This window comes from Polaromonas sp. P1_F6 (assembly GCF_056405695.1).
The window spans coordinates 135,034-158,032 of sequence record NZ_JBFUBQ010000002.1 but is presented as its reverse complement, the minus strand read 5'-3'; the positions used below and the strand labels follow the sequence as shown (position 1 = coordinate 158,032).

The following is a 22,999-nucleotide window of genomic DNA, read 5'->3' as shown; positions in this document are numbered from 1 at the left end:
GCCTGCGCTGTTATCTGCGCTGTCGTCCGGGCCATCATCCGCACCACCGGTCACACAACTCCCACGCCCCACGCCCGCCGCATGATGCATTTACCGGCCTATCTCGCCCCGTTCCGCCCTCGCCTGTTTTCAGCGCTTGCCGGCTACAACCGCGAACGGTTTTTCAAGGATGCCGGGGCCGGCGTCACGGTGGGTATTGTGGCTTTGCCGCTGGCCATGGCTTTTGCCATCGCCTCCGGCCTCAAGCCCGAGGCAGGCATCTGGACGGCGATCATCGCAGGCGCATTGATCTCTGCGCTGGGCGGCTCGGCGGTGCAGATAGGCGGCCCTGCCGGGGCCTTCATCGTCATCGTCTACGGCATTCTGGAACGCTACGGCCTGGCCAACCTGCTGATCTCCACCGCCTGCGCCGGCGTGCTGCTCTTTCTGCTGGGTTTTTTCAGAATGGGCACACTGGTGCGCTACGTGCCGGTGAGCATCGTGGTGGGTTTTACCAACGGCATCGCAGTGCTGATCGTACTGTCGCAGGTCAGGGACCTGCTGGGGCTGGTCGTTCCCAAGATGCCGGCCGATTTTTTCTCGCAGCTGCGTGTGATCGGCGAACACCTGGACAGCTTCAACCCTTACGCGCTGGGGCTGGGGCTGGCCTGCCTGCTCGGCCTCTTTGTGTGGCCCAAGCTGTTTGCCGCGCACACGCGAAGCGCCGGCGGTTTCACCACGCGGCTGATCAGGCTGATGCAGGCCGTCGAAGGCGTGCAGCTCAAGCGGGCCACGCGCATGGCATCGCGCATGCCGGGGCCGATTGTGGCGCTGGTGACGCTTACCGCGTTTGCCTACCTGCTGAGCCTGCCCGTGGAAACCATCGGCAGCCGCTTCGGCGGCATCCCGCGTGCGCTGCCTTCATTTGCCCTGCCCGATTTCTCCTGGGAAACCGTGCGGCTGTTGGTGGCACCCACCATCACCATTGCACTGCTGGGTGCGGTGGAGTCGCTGCTCTGCGCACGCGTATCCGACCAGATTTCCGGCCTGCCGCGCCATGACCCCAACCAGGAACTGATGGCCCAGGGCGTGGCCAACTTTGTGGTGCCGTTCTTTGGCGGCATGCCCGCCACCGGCACCATTGCCCGCACGGTGACCAATGTGCGCTCGGGCGCCACCTCTCCCGTCTCGGGCGTGGTGCATGCCCTCACGCTGGTGGTCGTCGTGCTGGTAGCCGCCCCGCTGGCCGTGCATGTGCCGCTGGCGGTGCTGGCCGGCATTCTGCTGTATGTGGCCTGGAACATGGGGGAATGGCGCGAATTCGCCCACCTGCGCCAGGCCAGCAGCCACTACCGTCTCATCATGCTGGGAACGTTTTTGCTGACCGTGGTTTTTGACCTGACGGTCGCCCTGCAGGTCGGCCTGATCCTGGCCTGCGTGCTGTTTGTGCGGCGCATGAGCACCCTGTTCCAGGTGGTGGAGGTCTCACGCAGCGCCGATGGCGCCAGTTTCCAGCTGTATGGCTCGCTGTTCTTTGGCGCAGTCGCCAAGCTCGACCCCATCCTGAACGTGGTGGAAAGCGCGCCCAAAGGCCTGGTGGTGCGGCTGGACGTGCAATCGCTGCAGTCGCTGGACACCTCCGGGCTCGATGTGCTGGAGCAGCTGCACAAGGCCATCGTGCTGCGCGGCGGCCGGCTGGTCATGGCAGGGCTCAATGCCCAGCCGCGGGCCGTGATGCAGCGCTCGGGCTTCCTGGAGAAAATTGAAACGCTATAAAAACAGGAGCTGCTTGCGCCTGTCCCTATTGGGCTGCAGCTCATTTTTCTTTATAAACCCAGGCACATCAGCGATTGCCACCTGAAGCGCTCGCGCTTTCATCGTCCACCGAGCCCGTGCTGACCACTTTCAGGTCCCCGTCAAACACCACGGTAAAGATGCGTGCCGCCGACGGTGGCTCCATGTAACGCCAGTCGTAATGAGTTTCCTGCTTCAGCGCGTAAGGCGTGACCTTCATCGGCTTGCCCAGCATTTTTCGCACCTGTTCCATGCGCATGCCGGGCTGCACCCTGGCAAAATTTTGCGGTGTCAGCACCTGCCGCAGCGCACTCATCCTGCCGTCCGCACCTATCGTGATCATGTAGTTGACCTTGCCTTCCGGCTGGCGGTTGTATTCGAAGGTGCGGGCGCCGGGCGCCGCCGCAGCGCCGGGCTGCGGCGTTTCGGCCATGTCGGCCGCTTCCCACACCTTCTCGGGCTCACCAAAGCGGGCACGTACATCGGCCTCCGTGGCCACACCTTCTTCCAGTTCGGCAATGCGCTGCGCGTCACATGCCACCAGGCCAAGCACAAATGAGAGCAGACCCATACAGATGAACGTCCTGACGGAAAAAAGTGCTGAAAAGCCCGTTCGGGCCGGTGCAAAGGAGGGTGGGGAAGGTGGTAACAATGGGCGCAAGGCAGACCCCGGTAAAATCAGCCAACTATACGATTCAGGCAGTTTAGACCCATGTCCCTCCTCAACTTCTTCCGCCGCTCCGACTACACCTCCGACACCACGCAGTTCATCGACCAGCTGAAGGCCAACAAGCCCACCCTGGAAGCCGAGCAACGCGCCGGGCGCGCGCTGTTGTGGGACAAGAACCTGAACCGCACCGAACAGGCGGAATACGGTGAGGCCAAGGTTCCCCAGCAGCCTTACGTGTACGGCACGAGCAGCCACCCGAACGGAAAATAAGAGCCAAATAGGCCTCTAGCCCTTGCAGGACTTGCGCAATCAGCTATCTTTTTCATAGCAAATCTTTAGCGCACTCACCGCTTCGGCCTCTTTCATGTCCCAAACCCCTTTTTCACCATCCCCCCAGGAACTGCCGCCGGCCGCCGGGCAGGAGCTGTCCGCAGCCCTGAGCCCGGACATGCCCGCCGTGATCGACCAGGTGGCGCTGGCCCGCCTGTACGGCGAGCCGCTGTTTGCCATGCCGCACGACCTGTACATCCCGCCGGATGCGCTGCAGGTCTTCCTGGAGGCGTTTGAGGGACCGCTGGACTTGCTGCTGTACCTGATCCGCAAGCAGAACTTCAACATCCTCGACATCCCGATGGCGGCGGTCACGCGCCAGTACCTCACCTACGTCGACGAAATCCGCTCCACCAACCTGGAACTGGCGGCCGAATACCTGCTGATGGCGGCCATGCTGATTGAAATCAAGTCGCGCATGCTGCTGCCGCCCAAGAAGGTGGCGGAAGGCCAGGAGCCCGAAGATCCGCGCGCCGAACTCGTTCGCCGCCTGCTCGAGTACGAGCAGATCAAGCTGGCCGCCCACAAACTCAACGAAGTGCCGCAATTCGGCCGCGATTTCCTGCGCGCGCAGGTGTATGTCGAGCAATCGCTGCAGCCGCGCTTTCCCGATGTGCACATCGTGGACCTGCAGGACGCCTGGCGCGACATTGTCAAACGCGCCCGCCTGGTACAGCACCACGTCATCAGCCGCGAAGAACTCTCGGTGCGCGAGCACATGAGCATCGTGCTGCGCAAGCTGCAGGGCCGCAAGTTCCTGGAGTTTGAAGACCTGTTCGACGCCACGCGCGGCATGCCGGTGCTGGTGGTGACCTTCATCGCGCTGCTCGAGCTGTCAAAAGAAGGCCTGCTGGAAGTGACGCAGGCCGAGGCTTTCGCGCCCATCTATGTGCGGCTGGCTTACACGCCCGCCTAAATATTGCCCCCACGCTTTTCACTTCGTGTAATGCGCTGCCCCCCGAGGGGGCCGCTGCGCCTGCGGTCTGGCGAAGCCAGTCCCGCGGCCCCTGCTTGCATAAGAGCATTCTGCGCATCGTGAACAAACCTGGTTTCCATCTCAACGGTGAGTGACTTATCAATGACCTCCGACAGCCTGGGTTCACACTACTTCGACGTCCTCATCATCGGCAGCGGCCTGGCGGGCCTGTCTGCCGCGCTGCTGCTGGCACCTGGCCGGCGTGTGGCGGTGGTGACCAAACGTGCGCTTGGCGACGGGGCCAGCGGCTGGGCGCAGGGCGGCATGGCTGCCGTGCTGGCCGAGGGCGACTCGCTGGAGCAGCATGTGAGCGATACGCTGGTCGCAGGTGCGGGCCTCTGCGACCTGCCTGCCACGCGCGCCGTCGTCGAAGGTGCGCCCGAAGCCATTGCCTGGTTGCGTGCACTGGGCGTGGCTTTTTCCGAAGACGCCGGCCATCCCGGCGAACTGCACCTGACGCGCGAGGGCGGCCACAGCCAGCGCCGCATCGTGCACGCGGCCGACGCCACCGGCGCCGCCGTGCAACGCACGCTGATGGAGCAGGTCCGCCAGACGCCCGGCATCACGCTCTATGAGCACCACATGCTGATCGACGTCATCACCGACCGGCATCTCAAACAACCCGGTAACCGCTGCTATGGTGCCTATGTGCTCGACACCGCCAGCGGCGAGGTGCTGACCTTCAGCGCCGGCCACACGATCCTGGCCACCGGCGGCGCGGGCAAGGTGTATCTCTATTCCACCAATCCCGACACCGCTACCGGCGACGGCATTGCCGCCGCCTGGCGGGCCGGCTGCCGCGTGGGCAACATGGAGTTCATCCAGTTCCACCCCACCTGCCTCTACCACCCGGACGCGAAATCGTTTTTGATCACGGAAGCCGTGCGCGGCGAAGGCGGCAAGCTGCTGCTGCCGCCCTCGGCCGGCGGCGGGCGCTTCATGCCGGCGCACGACGCGCGGGCCGAACTCGCGCCGCGCGACGTGGTGGCCCGCGCCATCGACTTTGAGATGAAAAAGCACGGCCTCGACTGTGTCTACCTGGACATCTCGCACCAGAGCCCGGCTTTTCTGCAGGAGCACTTCCCCAACATCCTCAAGCGCTGCCTCGAGCTCGGTATCGACATCACACGCCAGCCCATCCCGGTGGTGCCGGCCGCGCACTACACCTGCGGTGGCGTAGTGACCGACCTGGCCGGACGCACCGATGTGGCGGGCCTTTATGCCGTTGGCGAAACCGCCTGCACCGGCCTGCACGGCGCCAACCGCCTGGCGAGCAACTCGCTGGTGGAATGCGTGGTGCTCGCACGCGCCACGGCCCACGCGATTGATGCCCTGGCGCCGGCCGAAGTCCCCGCCCTGCCCGCCTGGGACGAAAGCCAGGTCACCGATGCCGACGAAGCCGTGGTGATCTCGCACAACTGGGACGAGCTGCGCCGCTTCATGTGGAACTACGTAGGCATTGTGCGCACCACCAAGCGGCTTGAACGCGCGGCGCACCGCATTGCCTTGCTCAACGCGGAGATCCAGGAGTTCTATGCCAACTTCCGTGTCACACGCGACTTGCTGGAGCTGCGCAACCTGGTGCAGGTGGCGGATCTGATCGTGCGCTCGGCGCACGGCCGGCACGAAAGCCGCGGCCTGCATTTCAGCCGCGACTTCCCTGGTACCGCTGAACAGGCCATTCCTACCGTGCTGGTACCGCCCGGAAGTTAATCTTTCCCGAATCCCCTTTATCCGTTTCTTGCCACTTTTTATTCAGAACCCACATGCCTCACCTGATCGTTGAATACTCCAGCAACCTGGCCGGCTTTCCCAAAGCCGAAGTGCTCCAGGCGCTGAACCAGGCCGTCGCCGCCAGCCCTGAAATACAGGATGAATCCGACCTGAAAACCCGGCTCGTCGCCCTGGACGATTTTGAAATTGGCACTGCGCCGGCCTCACGCGCTTTTGTGCATGCCCAGCTGCGATTGCTGTCGGGCCGCACGCCGGACGCCAAGAAGGACCTGGGTGCGCGCATCGCTGACGTGCTGCGCCGCCTGACCCCGCGGCCAGCGGGCGTGATGGTGCAGCTGAGCGTGGAGATGGTCGACATGGACCGCGCGTCCTACGTCAAGGAAAAACTCTAAGCAGTTTTTAGTCGGTTCGGACAAGGCTCGCGTCTATCCAGCCCCTCAGGCTGTTCACAAACGCCCAGCCCTCAACCGTTGACAATGCGTCCACCCGCACGACGCGTTCGGTCAACCGGCCCGCCTGCAACGCCAGCGCGCGGCCCACACCCGGCAGCAGCCCGCAGGCCAGCGGCGGCGTGACCCAGCGGCCATCCACGCGCATCGCGATGTTGCCACGCGTGCATTCGGTGATCTCACCCTCAGCATTCCACAGCACGCTGTCAAACACGCCAGGTTCGGTCGGCGTGAAGGCGTCGTAATGCGCGCGGCGCGTCGTTTTGAAGCGCACAAATTCGCCGTGCGCCGCGTCCAGCGGGCGGTCGGCCAGTTGCAGGCGCACCTGGGGCAGCGACGGTTCCATGGCATAAGCCTGGGCGGCGAATTTTCCGCTGGCGCTGAGCAGCAGGCGCACGCGCCAGAGGCCCTGCGGGTGCGCCTGCGCCAATGCCTGCAGGCACGCATGGGCCTGCACGGCATCCCATCGGTGGCCAAAGTGGGCGGCAGAAACCGCCATGCGCGCCAGGTGGTCTTTCCTATGGCGCAACTGGCCCGCTTCCAGCGCCAGGGTTTCCAGAATCTCGAAGGGCATGCTGGCTCGCTCCAGAAAGGCCTGCTTGTGGCGCCACTCCTGCCATTCCCCTTCGGCCACAGAACCCGAGGTGATGCCGCTGCCGATGCCGCAGCGGGCCTGGGCGCCGCGCAGGCTGACGGTGCGGATCGGCACATTGAAAGTCGCCATGCCGCCGGGTTGCACCACACCGATGGCCCCGCAATACACACCGCGCGGCCCGGCTTCCAGTTCACGAATAGCCTGCATGGCGTGCACCTTGGGTGCGCCGGTGATCGAACCGCAGGGGAACAGCGCGGCAAACACCTCGGCCAGGCTACAGCCGGGCCGCGTGCGCGCCTCGACGTCCGACGTCATCTGCCAGACCGCGGGCAGCGCCTCGGTGTGAAACAGGCGCGGCACGCGCACACTGAAGGGCTCGGCGATGCGCGACAGGTCATTGCGCAGCAGGTCCACGATCATCACGTTCTCGGCACGCTCCTTGACTGACGTGCGCAGCGTTTCGGCCTGGGCCGCATCGCTTTCGGGCGTCGTGCCGCGCGGTGCTGTGCCTTTCATCGGCCGTGTCAGAAGCTGGCCGGCGCGCCAGTCAAAAAACAACTCGGGCGACACCGACAAGATCTGCTCATCACCGGTATCCAGGAAAGCTGCATAACCGCCGGGCTGCGCGCGCTGCAGGGCGCCAAACAAGGCATGGGCCGGCGCGGCCTCTGCCCCCGGGACCAACAAGCCGGCCATCTGCGCAGTGAAATTGACCTGGTAGTACGCGCCGTTGGCAATCGCCCGTTGGAGCGTGCCGAGAGCCTCCTCAAAAACCAGGCGATCCAGCCCCGGCTGCCACTGCACCTGCACATCGGCACCTGGTACGGTTCGCGGCCAGGGCAAGGCTTCATCATGCACCGCAAACCAGGCCAGCGGCCCATCCGCATCGTGCACAGCCAGCGCGGCATCAAAAGCCGGGGCGGCTTCATAGCGCAGGTAGCCCACACACCAGGCGCCCTGTGCGGCAGCGGCCTGCACGGCATCCAGTACCGGCCGTACCTCGTCGAGCGTGCGTGCCACCAGCACCGCACGCGGCGCGCTGAAAGCACGGCGCAGGCGCGGCGCGGCACTGTCATGCGGATCCGAGAAGTCAATACAGGCCGTTATAGGACTCATATCGGCCTCCAGTCCATACAGGACAAGCGCAAGCAGCTATCAAAACAGGAGCATATCCAGGGCCGGACCGATGTCAGGCCGCACCGATATGCGGCACCAGCCCTGAAGTAGGCTGGCCGTTTTTCAGCGCGGCGGTGAAAGCCAGCATGCGGTCAATCGGCAGCCGGGCACGCAGGCCCAGTGCGGGGTCTATCTTCACTTCATGCGCACCGGTTTCCAGCACATGGGCCAAACCGGCCAGGCCGTTCATGGCCATCCACGGGCAGTGTGCGCAGCTTTTGCAGGTGGCGCTGTCGCCGGCGGTGGGCGCTTCAATAAACACTTTACCGGGGTTGAGCGTGCGCAGCTTGTGCAGCATGCCGTTGTCGGTCGCCACAATGAATTCGCGCGCGTCCATCTCGCGCGCCGCCTTCAAAATTCCCGAAGTGGAGCCCACGGCATCGGCCAGCGCCACCACGTCCGCAGGTGACTCGGGGTGCACCAGCACTTTGGCGCCAGGGTGCTCTTTTTTCAGGGCCTGCAGTTCAAAGGCCTTGAATTCGTCGTGCACGATGCAGGCGCCATTCCAGAACACCATGTCGGCACCGGTCTCGCGCTGGATGTAACTGCCCAGGTGCCGGTCGGGCGCCCAGAGGATTTTCTGGCCCTGGTCTTTCAGCGCACGCACGATGTCGAGCGCGCAGCTGGATGTCACCACCCAGTCGGCGCGCGCCTTCACGGCGGCGCTGGTGTTGGCATACACCACCACCGCGCGGTCCGGGTGGGCGTCGCAAAACGCGCTGAATTCATCCACCGGGCAGCCCAAATCAAGCGAACAGGTCGCATCAGGGTCGGGCATCAGCACGCGTTTTTCAGGTGAAAGAATCTTCGCCGTCTCACCCATAAAGCGCACACCCGACACCACCAGCGTCTGTGCCGCATGGTCGCGGCCAAAACGCGCCATCTCCAGCGAGTCCGACACCAGGCCGCCGGTCTCTTCGGCCAGGTCCTGCAGGTCGGGATGCACGTAGTAGTGCGACACCATGACGGCGTTGCGGGCCTTGAGCAGTTCGCGGATGCGGGCCTTCAGCACGGTGCGCTCGGCCTGCGTGGGCTCGGCCGGCACACGGGCCCAAGCCTGGTGCGTGCTGCAAGCCGCGCCCTCGGGCTGCTCGTAGTCCACACGGATGACGGGCAAAACCACGCTCATGCCGCCACCGTGCTCTCGGCGTCGAAGCGCATGGAAAAATCAATCGCCCGCACGTCTTTGGTCAGGGTGCCGATGGAAATCCGGTCCACGCCGGTTTCGGCCAGGGTGCGCAGGCCCTCCAGGGTGACCCCGCCCGAAATTTCAAGGATGGCTCGCCCATTGTTGATGCGTACAGCCTCTTTGAGGTCGGGCAGGCTCATGTTGTCGAGCAGCACCATGCGCGCACCGGCGTTCAGCGCCTGGGCCAGCTCGTCCAGGTTCTCGACTTCGATTTCCACAAAATCAGCCTGCGCGGCGACGTCCGCAGCGCGTGCCAGCACCTGCGCGATTCCCCCTGCGGCCGCGATGTGGTTTTCCTTGATGAGCACGGCGTCATACAAACCCACCCGGTGGTTGGTTCCGCCGCCCGCGGCGACCGCGTATTTTTGCGCCAGCCGCAGGCCGGGAAGGGTCTTGCGTGTGTCCACAATAGCAGCCCGCGTACCTTTCACGATGTCAACATAAACGGCCGTTTTACTCGCAACGGCGCTTAACAGCTGTAAAAAATTGAGGGCCGTGCGTTCAGCCGACAGCAGGGCACGGGCAAGCCCGCGCACTTCAAACACTACCTGGCCGGCTTCGCAACGCTCGCCATCCAGCACATGCCAGACCAGTTGGGCATCCGGATCCAGCTGCCGCATCGTGGCCTCGACCCAGGCGCTGCCACACACCACAGCGCTTTCACGCGCCACCACCTGCGCCCGTGCCTGGCGGGCCGGGTCAATCAGTGCGGCGGTCAGGTCGCCGCTGCCAATGTCCTCGGCCAGCGCGCGTGCCGCATCCGCCCGGACCAGGGCGCCCAGCGCTTCAGTCGTGAAATCAAATGACTTTTTCATAAGTAATCTAAGAAAGAAACCGCGCAGTACCCTGCACTAAACTATTGAGTAGACCTCAAAACTGCCGCGAATGTTACAGCGCCCCTGCCGCTGCCCGCCGCCGGCCCCCTTCGCCCACCCCGGCGTTTTCCTTTTGCCTGGGTACACCCTACACACATCATGTTCAGAACCCTGCTCAAGTCCAAGATTCACCGCGCTGCGGTAACCCACTGCGAACTCAACTACGAAGGCTCCTGCGCCATCGACGAAGACCTGCTGGATGCCGCCAACCTGGCAGAGAACGAGCAGGTGCACATCTGGAACATCAACAACGGCGAACGCTTCATCACCTACGCCATTCGTGCCGAACGCGGCAGCCGCATCATTTCGGTCAACGGTTCCGCCGCGCGGCGCGCCGCCGTGGGCGACCTTGTCATCATCGCGGCGTTTGCGCAGGTGCATGAAGAGCATGTCGCGGGCTTCAGCCCCAAGCTGGTGTTCGTCAATCCGGACAACCGCATCAAGGAAGAGCGCTCGACCATTCCGGTGCAGAAGCCCTGACCCGCGCCCGACTCGTGCTTTAGCTCCGGCTTGCAGCGCACGCCTGAGCTTTCGCCCTCCACTCCTCACCACGGGCCTCCATGGACAACCTCTCAATGATCCAGCGCAGCCTGCGCCATGTGTGGCACCCCTGCACGCAGATGAAGCTGCACGAGGCGCACCCCCCGGTACCCATCGCCAGGGCCGAAGGGGTCTGGCTGTACGACTTTGAAGGCCGGCGTTACCTGGACGGCATCAGCTCGTGGTGGGTCAACCTGTTCGGCCACGGCCATCCGCACATCAAGGCGGCGCTGCGCGACCAGCTGGATCGGCTTGACCACGTCATGCTGGCCGGTTTCACGCACCAGCCGGTGGTGGAGCTGTCTGAGCGGCTGGGCGCATTGACCGGGCTGGGCCATGCTTTTTACGGCAGCGACGGCGCCAGCGCCACAGAGATCGCGCTGAAGATGAGCGCGCATTACTGGCGCAACACCGGAAAGCCTGAAAAGTGCCGCTTCATCGGGCTCGCAGGCGGTTACCACGGCGAGACCGTGGGCGCACTGGCCGTGACGGACATTGCCATTTTTCGTGAAGCCTATGCGCCGCTGGTGCGGCTGGCAGCCACCGTGCCCAGCCCCGACGCACGCGGCGCGCAGCCCAGTGAAAGCGCTGCAGACGTAGCACGTCACGCAGCCGCAGACCTGCAAAGCTGGCTGGAGCAGCATCATGCGCAAACCGCCGCGCTCATCCTGGAGCCCATGGTGCAGTGCGCGGCCGGCATGGCCATGCACGATGCCGCCTACCTGCGCGAAGCGCGCGCACTGTGCGACCGCTATGAGGTGCATTTGATTGCCGATGAAATCGCCACCGGATTTGGCCGCACCGGCACCATGTTCGCGCACCAGCAGGCAGGCATACGGCCTGACTTCATCTGTCTCTCGAAAGGACTCACGGGCGGCACGCTGCCGCTGTCGGCGGTGCTGACGACCGACGCGGTATACGAGGCGTTTTATGACGACGACGTGGCGCGCGGCTTTTTGCATTCGCATTCCTACACCGGCAATCCGCTGGCCTGCCGCGCCGCGCTGGCCACGCTGGAGCTGTTCGAGCAAACCGATGTGCTGGCAGACAACGCAGTCCTGGCCAACACCCTGGACCGGGCCTTCGCGCCGCTGACTCAGCACTCTGCTGTACGGAACGCACGCAGGCTGGGCATGATCTGGGCTTGGGACATCGAGCCCACGACGGCGCCCCACTTCGCACGCCGCTACACGCAGCACGCCATGGCCCACGGCGTGCTGCTGCGCCCAATCGGCCACACGGTCTACGCCATGCCTCCCTATGTGATGGATGAAGAGGCGATTGGCCACCTGGCGCGCGGCGCGCTGGCCGCGCTTGACGCCACCCTGGCCGAAGAAATTACTGCACATGGCTGAAGCGGCGCACAAGACGGTTTCGCTGTTTGTCACCGGCACCGACACCGGCGTGGGCAAGACGCTGGTCAGCGCTGCACTATTGCATGCGCTGGCCCGCCGGCACCTGCGTGTGGTGGGCATGAAGCCGGTGGCGGCAGGCACGGTGCCGATTGACGGTGTCGATGCCAACGAAGACGTGCTCGCCCTGCGCGCAGCTTCCAGTTGCCGCGTACCACCCGAACTCGACAACCCGGTGCTGCTGCCCGACCCGGTGTCACCACACATCGCAGCCGCCCGCGCCGGTGCGCGCATTGACATTGCCCACCTGGTAGCCTGCCACCGCCAGCTCGCGCTGCAGGCCGATGCCGTGGTGGTGGAAGGCGCGGGCGGCTTTCATGTGCCGCTCTCGCCCACGGAGACCGGCGCCGATCTGGCCCAGGCGCTGGGCCTGCCCGTAGTGCTGGTGGTGGGCCTGCGGCTGGGCTGCCTGAACCACGCCCTGCTCACCGCCGAAGCCATCCGCGCGCGCGGTCTCACGCTGGCCGGCTGGGTGGCCAACCACATTGACCCAAACATGCTGGCGCAGGGGGACAACATCGCCTTTCTACAAAAGCAGTTGCAGGCGCCATTGCTGGCCACTGTTCCCTGGCAACCCAACATTGACGCACGCAAGGTCACCATCAACCTCCCCACTGAATGGCAATGAACATCACCTCCTCCTGGCTCGACGAATTTCCGGCACGCGTTTCCGAACTGGACCGCACGCACCTGCGCCGCCAGCGCCGCGTGGTCATGCCTGAAAGCGGCGCACGTCTCTCGGTTGACGGGCACAGCATGCTGGCCTTTTGCAGCAATGACTACCTCGGCCTGGCCACGCACCCGGCCCTGGTGCAGGCAGCCTGCACCGGCGCACAAGCCTACGGTGTCGGGTCGGGTGCATCGCCACTGGTCAGTGGCCACAGCGCCGCCAACGGGGCGCTGGAACGCGAACTCGCGGCCTTCGTCGGCCTGCCGCGCGCGTTGTATTTTTACGCGGGCTACGCCACCAACATCGGCATCGTGCCGGCGCTGGTGGGTGCCGGCGACGCGATCTTTTCGGATGCACTGAATCACGCCTGCCTGATTGACGGCGCAAGGCTGTCGCGCGCAAAAATCCACCGCTACGCACACACCGACCTGGACGCGCTGGCGCGGGAGCTCGCGCAAAGCGACGCGCCGCGCAAGCTGGTGATCAGCGACGCGGTGTTCAGCATGGACGGCGACAGCGCCGACATTCCCGCCCTGCTGGCGCTGTGCGAGCGCCATGACGCCCTGCTGCTGCTGGACGATGCACATGGCTTCGGCGTGCTGGGCCCGCAAGGGCGCGGCAGCCTGGCCGCCGCGGGGTTGTATGGCGCCAAGGCCTCACGCCGCGTGCTCTACATGGCCACGCTGGGCAAGGCGGCAGGCGTGGCCGGTGCGTTTGTAGCGGGCGACGAGGCCCTGGTTGAATGGCTGCTGCAAAAAACCCGCAGTTATATTTTTGCCACGGCCGCACCGGCGCTGCTGGCCAGCGCGCTGCGCGCCAGCCTTGCACTGATTGAACAGGATGACTGGCGCCGCACGCATTTGCAGCAACTCATTGCGCGGTTGCGCAGCGGCTTGCTGGCGGGCCTGAAAGGCAGCCACTGGCAACTGCCACCCTCGCAGACAGCCATCCAGCCGCTGCTGATCGGACGCAACGACGAAGCCCTGGCCGTGATGGAAGGCCTGCGCACACGCGGCATCTGGGTGCCGGCGATTCGCCCGCCCACTGTGCCCGAAGGCACGGCGCGCCTTCGCATTGCGCTGTCGGCCGCGCACACCGAAGCCGATATCGACCTGCTGGTCGAAGCCCTGACGGCCCTGGCAAAGCATCCGCTGTCAGGCTGAAGCAGGCTTCAGAAAAACGCATCAGATAGACTCAAAAACCATTCCCCGAAAGGAAAGAGAACCATGTCCCACGTTGCAGAACAAACCATCACGCTCCACCGCCCGCGCCCTCAGCCATCGCCAGCTGAAAAGGCCGGCACCGAACGCTGGAGCGTAGACGCCATCGAAGCGCTGTTCAATCTGCCTTTTCCGGAACTGATGCACCGCGCCCAAACGGTGCACCGCGAAAACTTCGACCCCACGCACATCGAGTTCGCCACGCTGCTGTCCGTCAAGACCGGTGGCTGCGCCGAAGACTGCGGCTACTGCCCGCAGGCCGCGCGCTACGACACCGGCGTGGAGGCCAGCAAGCTGATGGAGCCGGCCGAAGTGCTGGCCGCCGCCCAGCGTGCGCAGGCCGCGGGCGCCACACGTTTTTGCATGGGCGCCGCGTGGCGCTCGCCCAAAGACCGCGACATTGAAAAAGTCGCCGAGCTGGTGCGCACGGTGAAGGCGCTAGGCCTGGAGACCTGCGCCACGCTGGGCATGCTGGAAGACGGCCACGCGCAAACATTGCAAAGCGCGGGCCTGGACTACTACAACCACAACCTCGACAGCGCGCCTGATTTTTACGGCGACATCATCACCACGCGCGACTACCAGGACCGCCTGGACACACTGGCGCGCGTGCGCAGCGCCGGCGTCAAGGTCTGCTGCGGCGGCATCGTCGGCATGGGTGAGACGCGCCGCCAGCGCGCCGGCCTCGTGGCCGAGCTCGCCAACCTCACGCCCTACCCCGAGTCAGTGCCCATCAACAACCTGGTGAAAATTGAAGGCACGCCGCTGGCCAACCAGGCCGATCTGGACCCCTTTGAATTCGTGCGCACGATTGCCGTGGCCCGCATCACCATGCCGACGGCACGCGTGCGCCTGTCGGCGGGCCGCCAGCAAATGGGCGACGGCGTGCAGGCGCTGTGTTTCCTGGCCGGTGCCAATTCGATTTTTTACGGCGACAAGCTGCTGACCACCGGCAACCCCGACACCGAGGCCGATGTGAAGCTGCTCGAGCGCCTGGGCATGAGCCGGTCCGCGCCTGAAGCGCGCTAAGACGCACGGCTTGTCTGGACTCTCTAAATCGAACACAAAAAAGCACGCTGAAGCTGGTTAGACTCTCGCTAAATTCCGGACCTGCCCCATGACGACACCTCCCAATACTTCCGTCACGCCCTACGGCACGCTGCCGCCTTCGTCTACGCCTGCCACGCCGCCTGCGCGCAAGCCGGTCAGCCTGCCGCGTCTGCGTGAAATGCAGGCGCATGGCGAAAAGATCACCATGCTGACCGCCTACGACGCCACCTTTGCCGCCGTGGCCGACGCTGCCGGCGTGGAATGCATCCTGGTGGGCGACTCGCTGGGCATGGTCTGCCAGGGCCTGACCAGCACCGTCGGCGTGACGCTGGAGACCATGCGCCACCACACCGAATGCGTGGCCAACGGCCTGCGCCGTTCGCAGGCCACGGCCTGGCTGATCGGCGATTTGCCGTTTGGCAGTTACCACGAGTCCAAAGAGCAGGCGCTGCGCAGTGCCGCGGTGCTGATGCAGGCCGGTGCCCACATGGTCAAACTTGAAGGCGGCGGCTGGACGGCCGAGACGACGCGCTTCCTGGTCGAGCGCGGCATCCCGGTCTGCGCCCACTTGGGGCTGACACCGCAAACCGTGCACGCGCTGGGCGGCTACCGCGTGCAGGGCAAGGGCGACGAAGCCGCTGCCACGATGACGCGCCACGCGCGCGAGCTGCAGGACGCAGGCGCCGCCATGATGGTGCTGGAGATGGTGCCTGCGGCCCTGTCGGCCACGCTCACACAAGAACTCACCCATTGCGCCACCATCGGCATTGGTGCGGGCAACGGCACTGCCGGCCAGGTGCTGGTGCTGCACGACATGCTGGGCATGAACCTGGGCAAGATGCCGAAGTTTGTGCGCAACTTCATGGAAGGCCCGGACAACAAGACCGCCAGTGTGCGCGGCGCCATGGAAGCCTATGTGCGCGCCGTGAAAGACGGCAGCTTTCCGGTGAACGCCACCCACGCCTGGTAGCCCCACGCGCCCCTTTCAGGAGACAAGATGCAGATCGTCCACACCATCCCGGAGCTGCGCGAGGCCCTCAGCCCGTTTAAACGCCCTTCCTTCGTGCCCACCATGGGCAACCTGCACGACGGCCACATCGCGCTCGTCAGGCAGGCCAAGCCGCTGGGCGACGTGAGCGTCTCCAGCATCTTCGTGAACCGCCTGCAGTTTGCGCCGCATGAAGACTTCGACAGCTACCCGCGCACGCTGGACGCCGATGCCGAGCGCCTGAAAGAGGCCGGCTGCAACGTGCTGTTTGCCCCGCTGGAAAAACACCTTTACCCCGAGCCGCAAAGCTACAAGGTGCATCCGGCCACCGACTTGAGCGACATCCTCGAAGGCCACTTCAGGCCCGGTTTTTTCATCGGTGTGAGCACCGTGGTGCTCAAGCTGTTTTCCTGCGTGTTTGCCGGCATGCCCACGGGCGTGGCGGCTTTCGGCAAGAAGGATTACCAGCAGGTGATGGTGGTGCGCCGCATGGTGCAGCAGTTCGCGTTGCCGATCGAGATCCTGGCCGGTGAAACACAGCGCGCCGAAGACGGCCTGGCGCTGTCGTCACGCAACGGCTACCTGAACGCCACCCAGCGCGCCGAAGCGGTGGAGCTGTCCAAAGCGATACGCGCATTGGGCGAGGCCGCCCGCGCCAGCGGCACGCCCGACCTGCCAGCCCTGGAAGCGCAGGCCATGCAGGCGCTGGCCCGGCGCGGCTGGAAGCCCGACTACCTGACCGTGCGCCGCCGCGCCGACCTGCTGGCGCCCCAGGGCCCGTTGGCCGATGTACCGCTGGTGGTGCTGGGTGCGGCCAAGCTGGGCAGCACCCGGTTGATTGACAACCTGGAAATCTAGGCACGGGCCAAACCCCGGCCAACCCCGGCCACCGCCGGAGGCAACCCGGCGGGCCGCCACGTTGCTCCATTTTTGATAGCTGCTTGCGCTCGTCCTGCCTGGGCTGCAGCCATTTTTCTCTAACAAACCGGTTCGCCACCTGATGGCGGATTTTTTGTCTTTTTTAACAGCTCAACATGAACACCCCTTCCGTACGCCTTGCCACTTTGGACGACCAGCCTGCCGTGGCCGCGCTGTTTGACGCCTACCGCCAGTTTTACGAACAGCCCGCCGATGCCGCGCTGGCGCTGGACTTCATCGGCAACCGGATGCGAAACCGCGAATCGGTCATCCTGGTGGCCGAGCCGGAAGGTGCGCCCGGCACCGGCGCGCTCGCTGGCTTCTGCCAGCTGTATCCCGGTTTCTGCTCGGTGATCGCCCAGCCCATCTACACGCTGTATGACCTGTATGTAGCGCCCGCATCACGCAAGAGCGGCGCCGGCCGCGCGCTGATGCAGGCCGCCCACGTGCACGCAAAACAGCACGGCTTTGCGCGGCTGGACCTCACCACCGCCAGGACCAACCACACCGCGCAGGCGCTGTATGAGTCCCTGGGTTGGGTTCGCGACGACATCTTCCTGGCGTACAACAAGGTGGTTTAGCCGCCGCGAGCACAGCTTCAGCCCGGGCGGGCCTTGGGGTATAACGCTTTCAGTGGGTTCAGGCATATGCCGCCACCTTTGCAGGAGTTTCACCATGGCCATTCCCCACGCCGCCTCCGGGCAACTCATCGACGTCCAGCCGCTTGCGGGCAAGCTCCTGGAGGCCCGAACCGTCGCGCTGTTCAAAAGCGATGAGCTGGAAGTCATGCGCCTCATCCTGCCGGCCGGCAAGCTGGTGCCCTCGCACCGGGTCAAGGGCGAAATCACCGTGCAATGCCTGGAAGGTGAAGTGGCCTTCACGGCAGAGGGGCAAACCCAGCGCATGAAGGCAGGCCAGCTGCTGTGGCTTGCGGGCGGCGTGGAACACGGCCTGACTGCCGTGCAGGATGCATCGCTGCTGGTGACGCTGCATTTGCGAAAGTAGGGTCGGCCCCTGCTTCGCGGATTAATGATGCTTTAGGGATTTAGACCAATAGGGACCAGCGCAAGCAGCTATTAATTCGATAGCAAAAACGGGAACCGGAAAAATCGATCGCGTGGTCAGGCCAGTTCGGCAGTCGGATCGCGCCCCATCAGCGCCGCCACAGCCTCAGCCGGCCTGAGCTTGCCGTCCAGCAAGGCCACCACGCTTTGTGCAATCGGCATCTCGATGCCCAAACCGGCCGCTCGCTGCACCACGGTGCGGGCGCAATACACGCCCTCGGCCACGTGCCCGAGCGAGTCCACCGCTTGCGCCAGCGTCTTGCCCTCGGCCAGCAACAGGCCCACCTTGCGGTTGCGGCTCAAGTCGCCGGTGGCAGTCAATACCAGATCGCCCAGGCCCGAAAGGCCTGTGAAGGTTTCTGCCCGCGCGCCCAGCGCCACGCCCAGCCGGGTCATTTCGGCCAGGCCGCGGGTGATCAGCGCAGCGCGGGCGTTCAGCCCCAGCTGCAACCCGTCACAAAGCCCCGTAGCGATGGCCAGCACGTTCTTGACGGCGCCGCCCACCTCTACCCCCACAACATCGTCATTGGCGTAAACGCGCAGGGTGGCGCTGTGAAAGGCGGCCACCAGCGCTTCACGTACTTCGGCATGCTCACTGGCGGCCACCAGCGCGGTCGGCTGGCCGCGGGCGACTTCGAGGGCGAAGCTGGGCCCGCTGAGCACGCCCGCTCTTAAATTGATAGCGGCCTGCACCCGTATTTCATGGACCATCAGGCCAAACGATGCGGAAAACGGGGCAGAGTCGAGCGGTGCCTCAAAACCTTTGCTCAGCCAGGCCACTGGAACGCTGGCGTGCTGCAGGGACTGCAGCATGCTGCGCGCCGCTGAGACGGGTGTTGCCAGGATGATGAGGTCCTGCCCTTGAATCGCCTCTGCCAGGGGTACATCGCCGCCTTGCAGCCGCAGGCTGGCAGGCAGGGGAACGCCAGGCAGGTAGCGGGCATTGGTGCGGCAGGCCTGCAAGTCTTTGGCCTGCGCAGCATCGCGCGCCCACAGGGTGACATCGTGCCGGGCGGCGCTGCTCACGGCTACAGCCGTGCCCCAGGCGCCGGCACCGATGACCAGGATTTTCATGCGTAGATGGGCAGGAAGGCAGCCACCGGGAAACCCCGGCAAGCCGTCAAACGATGATCTGCGGAGCGGCCGATTCGGCAGCGGCCTGGGCCTGCTGCTGTTCGTACATGGCCTGGAAGTTGATTTCAGCCATGTGCACAGGCGGGAAGCCACCGCGCTGGATCACGTCAGCGACATTGCCGCGCAAGTAAGGATAGACAATTTGCGGGCAGGCAATGCCCAGGATGGCACCCATCTGGTCATCAGGCACATTGCGGATTTCAAAGATGCCGGCCTGCTTGGCTTCCACCAGAAACACGGTTTTGTCGCCGATTTTCGTCTGCACGGTGGCCGTCACGGAAACCTCAAAAAGGCCGTCTGCCACAGGGGTGGCGCCCACGCCCAGCTGGATGTCAACCGCAGGCTGCTCCGGGCTCAGCAGGATTTCGGGCGAATTGGGCTGCTCCAGCGACACGTCCTTGAGGTAAACGCGCTGGATCTGGAATACAGGGTCAAGATTGGCTTCAGCCATGGTGCTCTTTCGGGTACGGGGGAAAGTTGGGGTTCAGATGCGCGGCAAGCCGGCGACCAGCGAATGATTATATGGACCCGTGGATGTGGCCCCACGGTCGCTCACTTCGTGTAGCTCCCTGCCCCCCGAGGGGGCCGCCCGCCCTCCGGCCCGGCAAAGCCGGTTCCGGGGCTCATGCTGGCGAAGAGAGATCAGGCGGCGGGATTCAATAGAGGCATCAGGCCGCCGCGGCTGTCGAGGGCCATCAGGTCGTCGCAGCCACCAACATGGGTGTCGCCGATAAAAATCTGCGGCACGGTGCGCCGGCCGGTGATGTCCATCATTTTCTGGCGTTCACCGGGCACCATGTCCACACGAATTTCGTCAAGCTCGGTGACGCCGCGCTGCTTCAATATCTGCTTGGCCTGGATGCAATAAGGGCAGGTACCCGTGGTGTAAATTTTGACGGTTTGCATGGTTCCTCCGGAGGAGCTGGTCTACGCGCAGCGCAGGAAAAATGGATAGCCAGGGTGAAAGCCGGGCCAACGCCCGGTAACCATGGCATTGCAGCTTTCGTGCCTGCCAAAAACCGGATCAGGAAACGGGTCAGAGCCGAACTGATCAGGCCTTCTCAAGTGGCAGGTTAGCTTCTTTCCACGCTTTCAGCCCACCGCCCAATGATTGGGCCTGCTCGTAGCCGAGCTTTTTGGCGACCGCGACGGCGCGGCCGGCGCGTGCACCACTGGCGCACACCAGAATCAGCGGCAAAGCCTTGTTTTTGACGGTGGCGGGAAGTTTTCCTTCCAGCTCGCTGAAAGGCACGTTTTTGGCGCCCGTGACGTGGCCGGCAGCGAATTCATCGGCCTCGCTGACGTCTACCACCACCGCTTTTTCGCGGTTGATCAGCTGTACGGCGCCACTGGCCGTGAGCGCGCCGGCGTTCATGCCGCTGGCAATCATGGGCCAAACCAGCATGCCGCCCGAGGCGACCGCTATCGAAATCAGCATCCAGTTATCGATCAAAAATTTCACGTTGTACCCTTTGTGTGTCTTGGAGCGCTTTTTCAGCGAACCCATGATTTTAGAGCCTGTCTACGATCTAAACGGGTCGCGTTGGGGTGCAATCGGGATGAGTGAGCCGACCGGGCACGCCGCATGGGCTAATGCCCATGCAAGGGGCTGGGGGGCTCAATCGCCCGATTTCACCCCAACCCGGAGGGCAAGCACCTTCTCGGGCGGTCTGCGGCGTTGCGGCGCTAACCCATAGCTAAGCTATGGGCAGCACACCGCGCCTTGCATCCCATCCCGAGAAGATGCTTGCGCGGCCCTTTTAGATCGTAGACAGGCTCTTAAAATAGAGGGAGAAAACGCCCTGCCGGCCGTCCTCCTTATTCCCCTTTTTCCCACTCCCCATCCTTCCCATCATGTACAAACTCGTGCTTATCCGCCACGGCGAATCGACCTGGAACCTTGAAAACCGCTTCACCGGCTGGGCCGACGTTGACCTCACAGAAACCGGCATCGAACAGGCCAAAAACGCCGGCAAACTGCTCAAAACCGAAGGTTATGACTTTGACGTGGCCTATACCAGCGTGCTCAAGCGCGCGACCCGCACGCTCTGGCACACGCTGGACGAAATGGACCGCACATGGTTGCCCGTGGTGCACAGCTGGCGTCTCAACGAACGGCATTACGGTGCCCTGCAGGGGTTGAACAAGGCCGAAACAGCGAAAAAGTTCGGCGACGAGCAGGTGTTGATCTGGCGCCGCAGCTATGACACGCCGCCCCCGGCGCTTGATGCCGCCGACGAGCGCTGCGAACGCAACGACCCGCGCTACGCCAGGCTGCAGCCCGGCCAGGTGCCGCTGACTGAATGCCTCAAAGACACGGTGAACCGCGTCCTGCCATTCTGGAATGAGTCCATGGCGCCGGCCATCAAGGCAGGCAAGCGCATTGTGGTGGCCGCCCATGGCAATTCCATCCGCGCCCTGGTGAAGTATCTGGACAACATCTCCGACAGCGACATCGTGGGACTCAACATTCCCAACGGCATCCCGCTGGTCTATGAGCTGGATGCCGAGCTGCGGCCCTTGCGCCATTACTACCTCGGTGACAGTGAGGCCGCGGCCAAGGCGGCAGCGGCCGTGGGTGCGCAAGGCAAGGCTTGAGGGGCAATTCAATGGCTCCGGGCAGTCCCGAGGGAGCCGTTCTTGTAAAAGTCCTGTAAAAGCTGGCTGTTTTGGCTCTTTTGCGGCGCCAGGCCGCGTGAATGACGGAACTGTGGCGACCGGCCTTTCTCCAAGGTGTATATTGCTTCACATAGGGGGAGCAGGGGCTCTTCAACAGGTTTACGAAGGTATTTTCTATGGGTCAGAAGCTCAAGATAGCAGGCTGGATTTCAATTGGTGCCGTGGCCGGAGCCCTCACCACCGTGCAGCTGCAAGCCGTGGCCCGTGCCGGTCTGGCACCTCTTCCCCTGGAAGAACTGCAGCAGCTTGCAGCCGTCTTTGGCATGGTCAAGACGGACTATGTCGAACCGGTGGACGAGAAAAAACTCATCACCGACGCCATTTCCGGCATGGTGGCCAGTCTTGATCCTCACTCGGTTTACTTCGACAAGAAGTCGTTCAAGGAATTCCGGGAAGGCACCACAGGCCGTTTTGTCGGTGTCGGCATCGAAATCAGCCAGGAAGACGGCCTTGTCAAGGTGGTGTCTCCCATCGAGGGCTCCCCTGCGGACCGTGCCGGCCTCAAACCGAACGACCTGATCACACGTATCGATGACACGGCGGTCAAGGGCCTGAGCCTCAACGACGCGGTCAAGAAAATGCGCGGCGAACCCAAGACCAAGGTGCTGCTGACGATCTTCCGCAAGGACGAAAACCGCACCTTCCCGGTCACCATCACGCGCGAAGAAATCCGCACCCAGTCGGTTCGCAGCAAAGTGGTGGAGCCCGGCTATGCCTGGATTCGCCTGAGCCAGTTCCAGGAACGCACGGTCGACGACTTCGTGACCAAGCTTGAGCAGATTTACAAGCAGGAGCCCAACCTCAAGGGCCTTGTGCTGGACCTGCGCAATGACCCGGGCGGCCTGCTGGATGCGGCAGTCGCTGTCTCGTCGGCTTTCCTGCCTGAAAACGTCACCGTGGTATCCACCAACGGCCAGCTGGCTGAAAGCAAATTCACCTACAAGGCTGCGCCGGAGTTTTACCAGCGACGCAACGGCGCCGACCCGCTCAAGCGCCTGCCGACGGCCCTCAAGAACGTGCCACTGGTGGTGCTGGTCAACGAAGGCTCGGCCTCTGCCAGCGAAATCGTCGCGGGTGCTTTGCAGGACCACAAGCGTGCCACCATCATGGGCAACCAGACTTTCGGCAAGGGATCGGTGCAAACCGTCCGCCCCCTGGGGCCGGATACGGGCCTGAAGCTCACCACTGCGCGTTACTTCACGCCCAGCGGGAAATCCATCCAGGCGCGCGGCATCGTGCCCGATGTCATGGTCGACGAAACCGCTGAAGGCAGTCCTTTTGCCGCATTGCGCACCCGCGAAGCCGACCTTGAGAAACACCTCAACAGCGGCCAGGGCGCCGAAGTGAAAGACGCCGGCCGCGAGAAGGCTCGCGAAGAGGCCCTGAAGCGCCTTGAAGAAGAAGCCAAGAAGACACCTGAGCAGCGTCGCCCGCCTGAACTGGGCAGCGACAAGGACTTCCAGCTGGCTCAGGCGATCAACAAGCTCAAGGGACGTCCCGTGCTGGTCAGCAAGACCGCCGTGGTCGAACCGAAAAACGAGAAAAAAGACAACTAGG

General features: G+C 64.1%; 24 protein-coding genes. 16 read left to right on the top strand and 8 right to left on the bottom strand.

The window, feature by feature from the left end; genetic code table 11:
* The first annotated feature begins 84 nt into the window (after window positions 1–84).
* Window positions 85–1,755, top strand: a complete 1,671-nt coding sequence (locus AC1DY9_RS06710) for a SulP family inorganic anion transporter (RefSeq protein WP_457279810.1) — start codon at window positions 85–87, stop codon at window positions 1,753–1,755.
* Between the two features lie 67 nt (window positions 1,756–1,822).
* Here the strand turns inward: AC1DY9_RS06710 and bamE are convergent, their stop codons facing one another.
* Complete coding sequence (bamE, locus tag AC1DY9_RS06705) at window positions 1,823–2,344, bottom strand: outer membrane protein assembly factor BamE domain-containing protein (protein ID WP_457279613.1); 522 nt, start codon at window positions 2,342–2,344, stop codon at window positions 1,823–1,825.
* A gap of 141 nt (window positions 2,345–2,485) precedes the next feature.
* Here bamE and AC1DY9_RS06700 point away from each other — a divergent pair, with 141 nt between their 5' ends.
* The 4 genes from AC1DY9_RS06700 to AC1DY9_RS06685 all read left to right on the top strand — a co-directional run bounded on the left by AC1DY9_RS06700 (window position 2,486) and on the right by AC1DY9_RS06685 (window position 5,875).
* A complete protein-coding gene (locus AC1DY9_RS06700; protein WP_457279614.1) occupies window positions 2,486–2,713 on the top strand; it encodes a DUF3460 family protein in 228 nt (75 codons plus the stop codon).
* A gap of 94 nt (window positions 2,714–2,807) precedes the next feature.
* A complete protein-coding gene (locus tag AC1DY9_RS06695; RefSeq protein ID WP_457279615.1) occupies window positions 2,808–3,689 on the top strand; it encodes a segregation and condensation protein A in 882 nt (293 codons plus the stop codon).
* Window positions 3,690–3,851: 162 nt separating this feature from the next.
* Window positions 3,852–5,462 (top strand): L-aspartate oxidase, encoded by a 1,611-nt coding sequence (gene nadB / locus AC1DY9_RS06690; RefSeq protein WP_477666099.1) that lies wholly within the window; start codon window positions 3,852–3,854, stop codon window positions 5,460–5,462.
* Between the two features lie 53 nt (window positions 5,463–5,515).
* On the top strand, window positions 5,516–5,875 hold the full coding sequence (locus tag AC1DY9_RS06685) for a 5-carboxymethyl-2-hydroxymuconate Delta-isomerase (protein ID WP_477666098.1): 360 nt from the start codon (window positions 5,516–5,518) through the stop codon (window positions 5,873–5,875).
* Window positions 5,876–5,882: 7 nt separating this feature from the next.
* Here AC1DY9_RS06685 and AC1DY9_RS06680 read toward each other — a convergent pair whose 3' ends face one another.
* The 3 genes from AC1DY9_RS06680 to nadC form a co-directional block, all read right to left on the bottom strand.
* Window positions 5,883–7,643: a chorismate-binding protein gene (locus AC1DY9_RS06680; protein WP_477666097.1), complete on the bottom strand. Its 1,761-nt coding sequence runs from the start codon at window positions 7,641–7,643 to the stop codon at window positions 5,883–5,885.
* A 73-nt stretch (window positions 7,644–7,716) separates the two neighbouring features.
* Window positions 7,717–8,832, bottom strand: coding sequence for a quinolinate synthase NadA (gene nadA / locus AC1DY9_RS06675; RefSeq protein ID WP_477666096.1), 1,116 nt, complete (start codon window positions 8,830–8,832; stop codon window positions 7,717–7,719).
* Entirely contained in the window at window positions 8,829–9,707 is an 879-nt protein-coding gene (nadC, locus tag AC1DY9_RS06670) for a carboxylating nicotinate-nucleotide diphosphorylase (RefSeq protein ID WP_477666095.1), read from the bottom strand. Before nadC ends, nadA begins: the two co-directional genes overlap by 4 nt.
* A 159-nt stretch (window positions 9,708–9,866) precedes the next feature.
* Here nadC and panD point away from each other — a divergent pair, with 159 nt between their 5' ends.
* The 9 genes from panD to AC1DY9_RS06625 all read left to right on the top strand — a co-directional run bounded on the left by panD (window position 9,867) and on the right by AC1DY9_RS06625 (window position 17,570).
* The gene (gene panD / locus AC1DY9_RS06665; RefSeq protein WP_431095265.1) at window positions 9,867–10,247 is read left to right on the top strand and encodes an aspartate 1-decarboxylase; all 381 of its coding nucleotides are present in this window, start codon (window positions 9,867–9,869) and stop codon (window positions 10,245–10,247) included.
* 80 nt (window positions 10,248–10,327) lie between these two features.
* Complete coding sequence (locus AC1DY9_RS06660; RefSeq protein ID WP_457279621.1) at window positions 10,328–11,662, top strand: adenosylmethionine--8-amino-7-oxononanoate transaminase; 1,335 nt, start codon at window positions 10,328–10,330, stop codon at window positions 11,660–11,662.
* Complete coding sequence (gene bioD / locus AC1DY9_RS06655; RefSeq protein ID WP_477666094.1) at window positions 11,655–12,347, top strand: dethiobiotin synthase; 693 nt, start codon at window positions 11,655–11,657, stop codon at window positions 12,345–12,347. The genes AC1DY9_RS06660 and bioD overlap by 8 nt, the downstream gene beginning before the upstream one ends.
* A complete protein-coding gene (gene bioF, locus AC1DY9_RS06650; protein ID WP_477666093.1) occupies window positions 12,344–13,552 on the top strand; it encodes an 8-amino-7-oxononanoate synthase in 1,209 nt (402 codons plus the stop codon). Before bioD ends, bioF begins: the two co-directional genes overlap by 4 nt.
* 63 nt (window positions 13,553–13,615) lie before the next feature.
* Complete coding sequence (bioB, locus tag AC1DY9_RS06645) at window positions 13,616–14,638, top strand: biotin synthase BioB (RefSeq protein WP_477666092.1); 1,023 nt, start codon at window positions 13,616–13,618, stop codon at window positions 14,636–14,638.
* Window positions 14,639–14,726: 88 nt separating this feature from the next.
* Complete coding sequence (gene panB, locus AC1DY9_RS06640) at window positions 14,727–15,629, top strand: 3-methyl-2-oxobutanoate hydroxymethyltransferase (protein ID WP_457279625.1); 903 nt, start codon at window positions 14,727–14,729, stop codon at window positions 15,627–15,629.
* A 27-nt stretch (window positions 15,630–15,656) separates the two neighbouring features.
* Entirely contained in the window at window positions 15,657–16,505 is an 849-nt protein-coding gene (gene panC, locus AC1DY9_RS06635) for a pantoate--beta-alanine ligase (protein ID WP_457279626.1), read from the top strand.
* 176 nt (window positions 16,506–16,681) lie between these two features.
* Entirely contained in the window at window positions 16,682–17,146 is a 465-nt protein-coding gene (locus AC1DY9_RS06630; RefSeq protein WP_477666091.1) for an N-acetyltransferase family protein, read from the top strand.
* A 94-nt stretch (window positions 17,147–17,240) separates the two neighbouring features.
* The gene (locus AC1DY9_RS06625; protein WP_477666090.1) at window positions 17,241–17,570 is read left to right on the top strand and encodes a cupin domain-containing protein; all 330 of its coding nucleotides are present in this window, start codon (window positions 17,241–17,243) and stop codon (window positions 17,568–17,570) included.
* Between the two features lie 116 nt (window positions 17,571–17,686).
* Here AC1DY9_RS06625 and AC1DY9_RS06620 read toward each other — a convergent pair whose 3' ends face one another.
* The 4 genes from AC1DY9_RS06620 to AC1DY9_RS06605 all read right to left on the bottom strand — a co-directional run bounded on the left by AC1DY9_RS06620 (window position 17,687) and on the right by AC1DY9_RS06605 (window position 20,225).
* A complete protein-coding gene (locus AC1DY9_RS06620; protein WP_477666089.1) occupies window positions 17,687–18,703 on the bottom strand; it encodes an NAD(P)H-dependent glycerol-3-phosphate dehydrogenase in 1,017 nt (338 codons plus the stop codon).
* A 46-nt stretch (window positions 18,704–18,749) separates the two neighbouring features.
* The gene (gene secB, locus AC1DY9_RS06615) at window positions 18,750–19,214 is read right to left on the bottom strand and encodes a protein-export chaperone SecB (RefSeq protein WP_477666088.1); all 465 of its coding nucleotides are present in this window, start codon (window positions 19,212–19,214) and stop codon (window positions 18,750–18,752) included.
* 191 nt (window positions 19,215–19,405) lie between these two features.
* On the bottom strand, window positions 19,406–19,669 hold the full coding sequence (gene grxC, locus AC1DY9_RS06610) for a glutaredoxin 3 (protein WP_457279631.1): 264 nt from the start codon (window positions 19,667–19,669) through the stop codon (window positions 19,406–19,408).
* Between the two features lie 145 nt (window positions 19,670–19,814).
* On the bottom strand, window positions 19,815–20,225 hold the full coding sequence (locus AC1DY9_RS06605) for a rhodanese-like domain-containing protein (RefSeq protein ID WP_477666087.1): 411 nt from the start codon (window positions 20,223–20,225) through the stop codon (window positions 19,815–19,817).
* A gap of 392 nt (window positions 20,226–20,617) precedes the next feature.
* Between AC1DY9_RS06605 and gpmA the strand changes: the two genes are divergently transcribed.
* Both gpmA and AC1DY9_RS06595 read left to right on the top strand, forming a co-directional pair.
* Window positions 20,618–21,361: a 2,3-diphosphoglycerate-dependent phosphoglycerate mutase gene (gpmA, locus tag AC1DY9_RS06600; RefSeq protein ID WP_477666086.1), complete on the top strand. Its 744-nt coding sequence runs from the start codon at window positions 20,618–20,620 to the stop codon at window positions 21,359–21,361.
* Window positions 21,362–21,558: 197 nt separating this feature from the next.
* Complete coding sequence (locus AC1DY9_RS06595) at window positions 21,559–22,998, top strand: S41 family peptidase (protein WP_477666085.1); 1,440 nt, start codon at window positions 21,559–21,561, stop codon at window positions 22,996–22,998.
* The last annotated feature ends 1 nt before the right edge of the window (window position 22,999 follow it).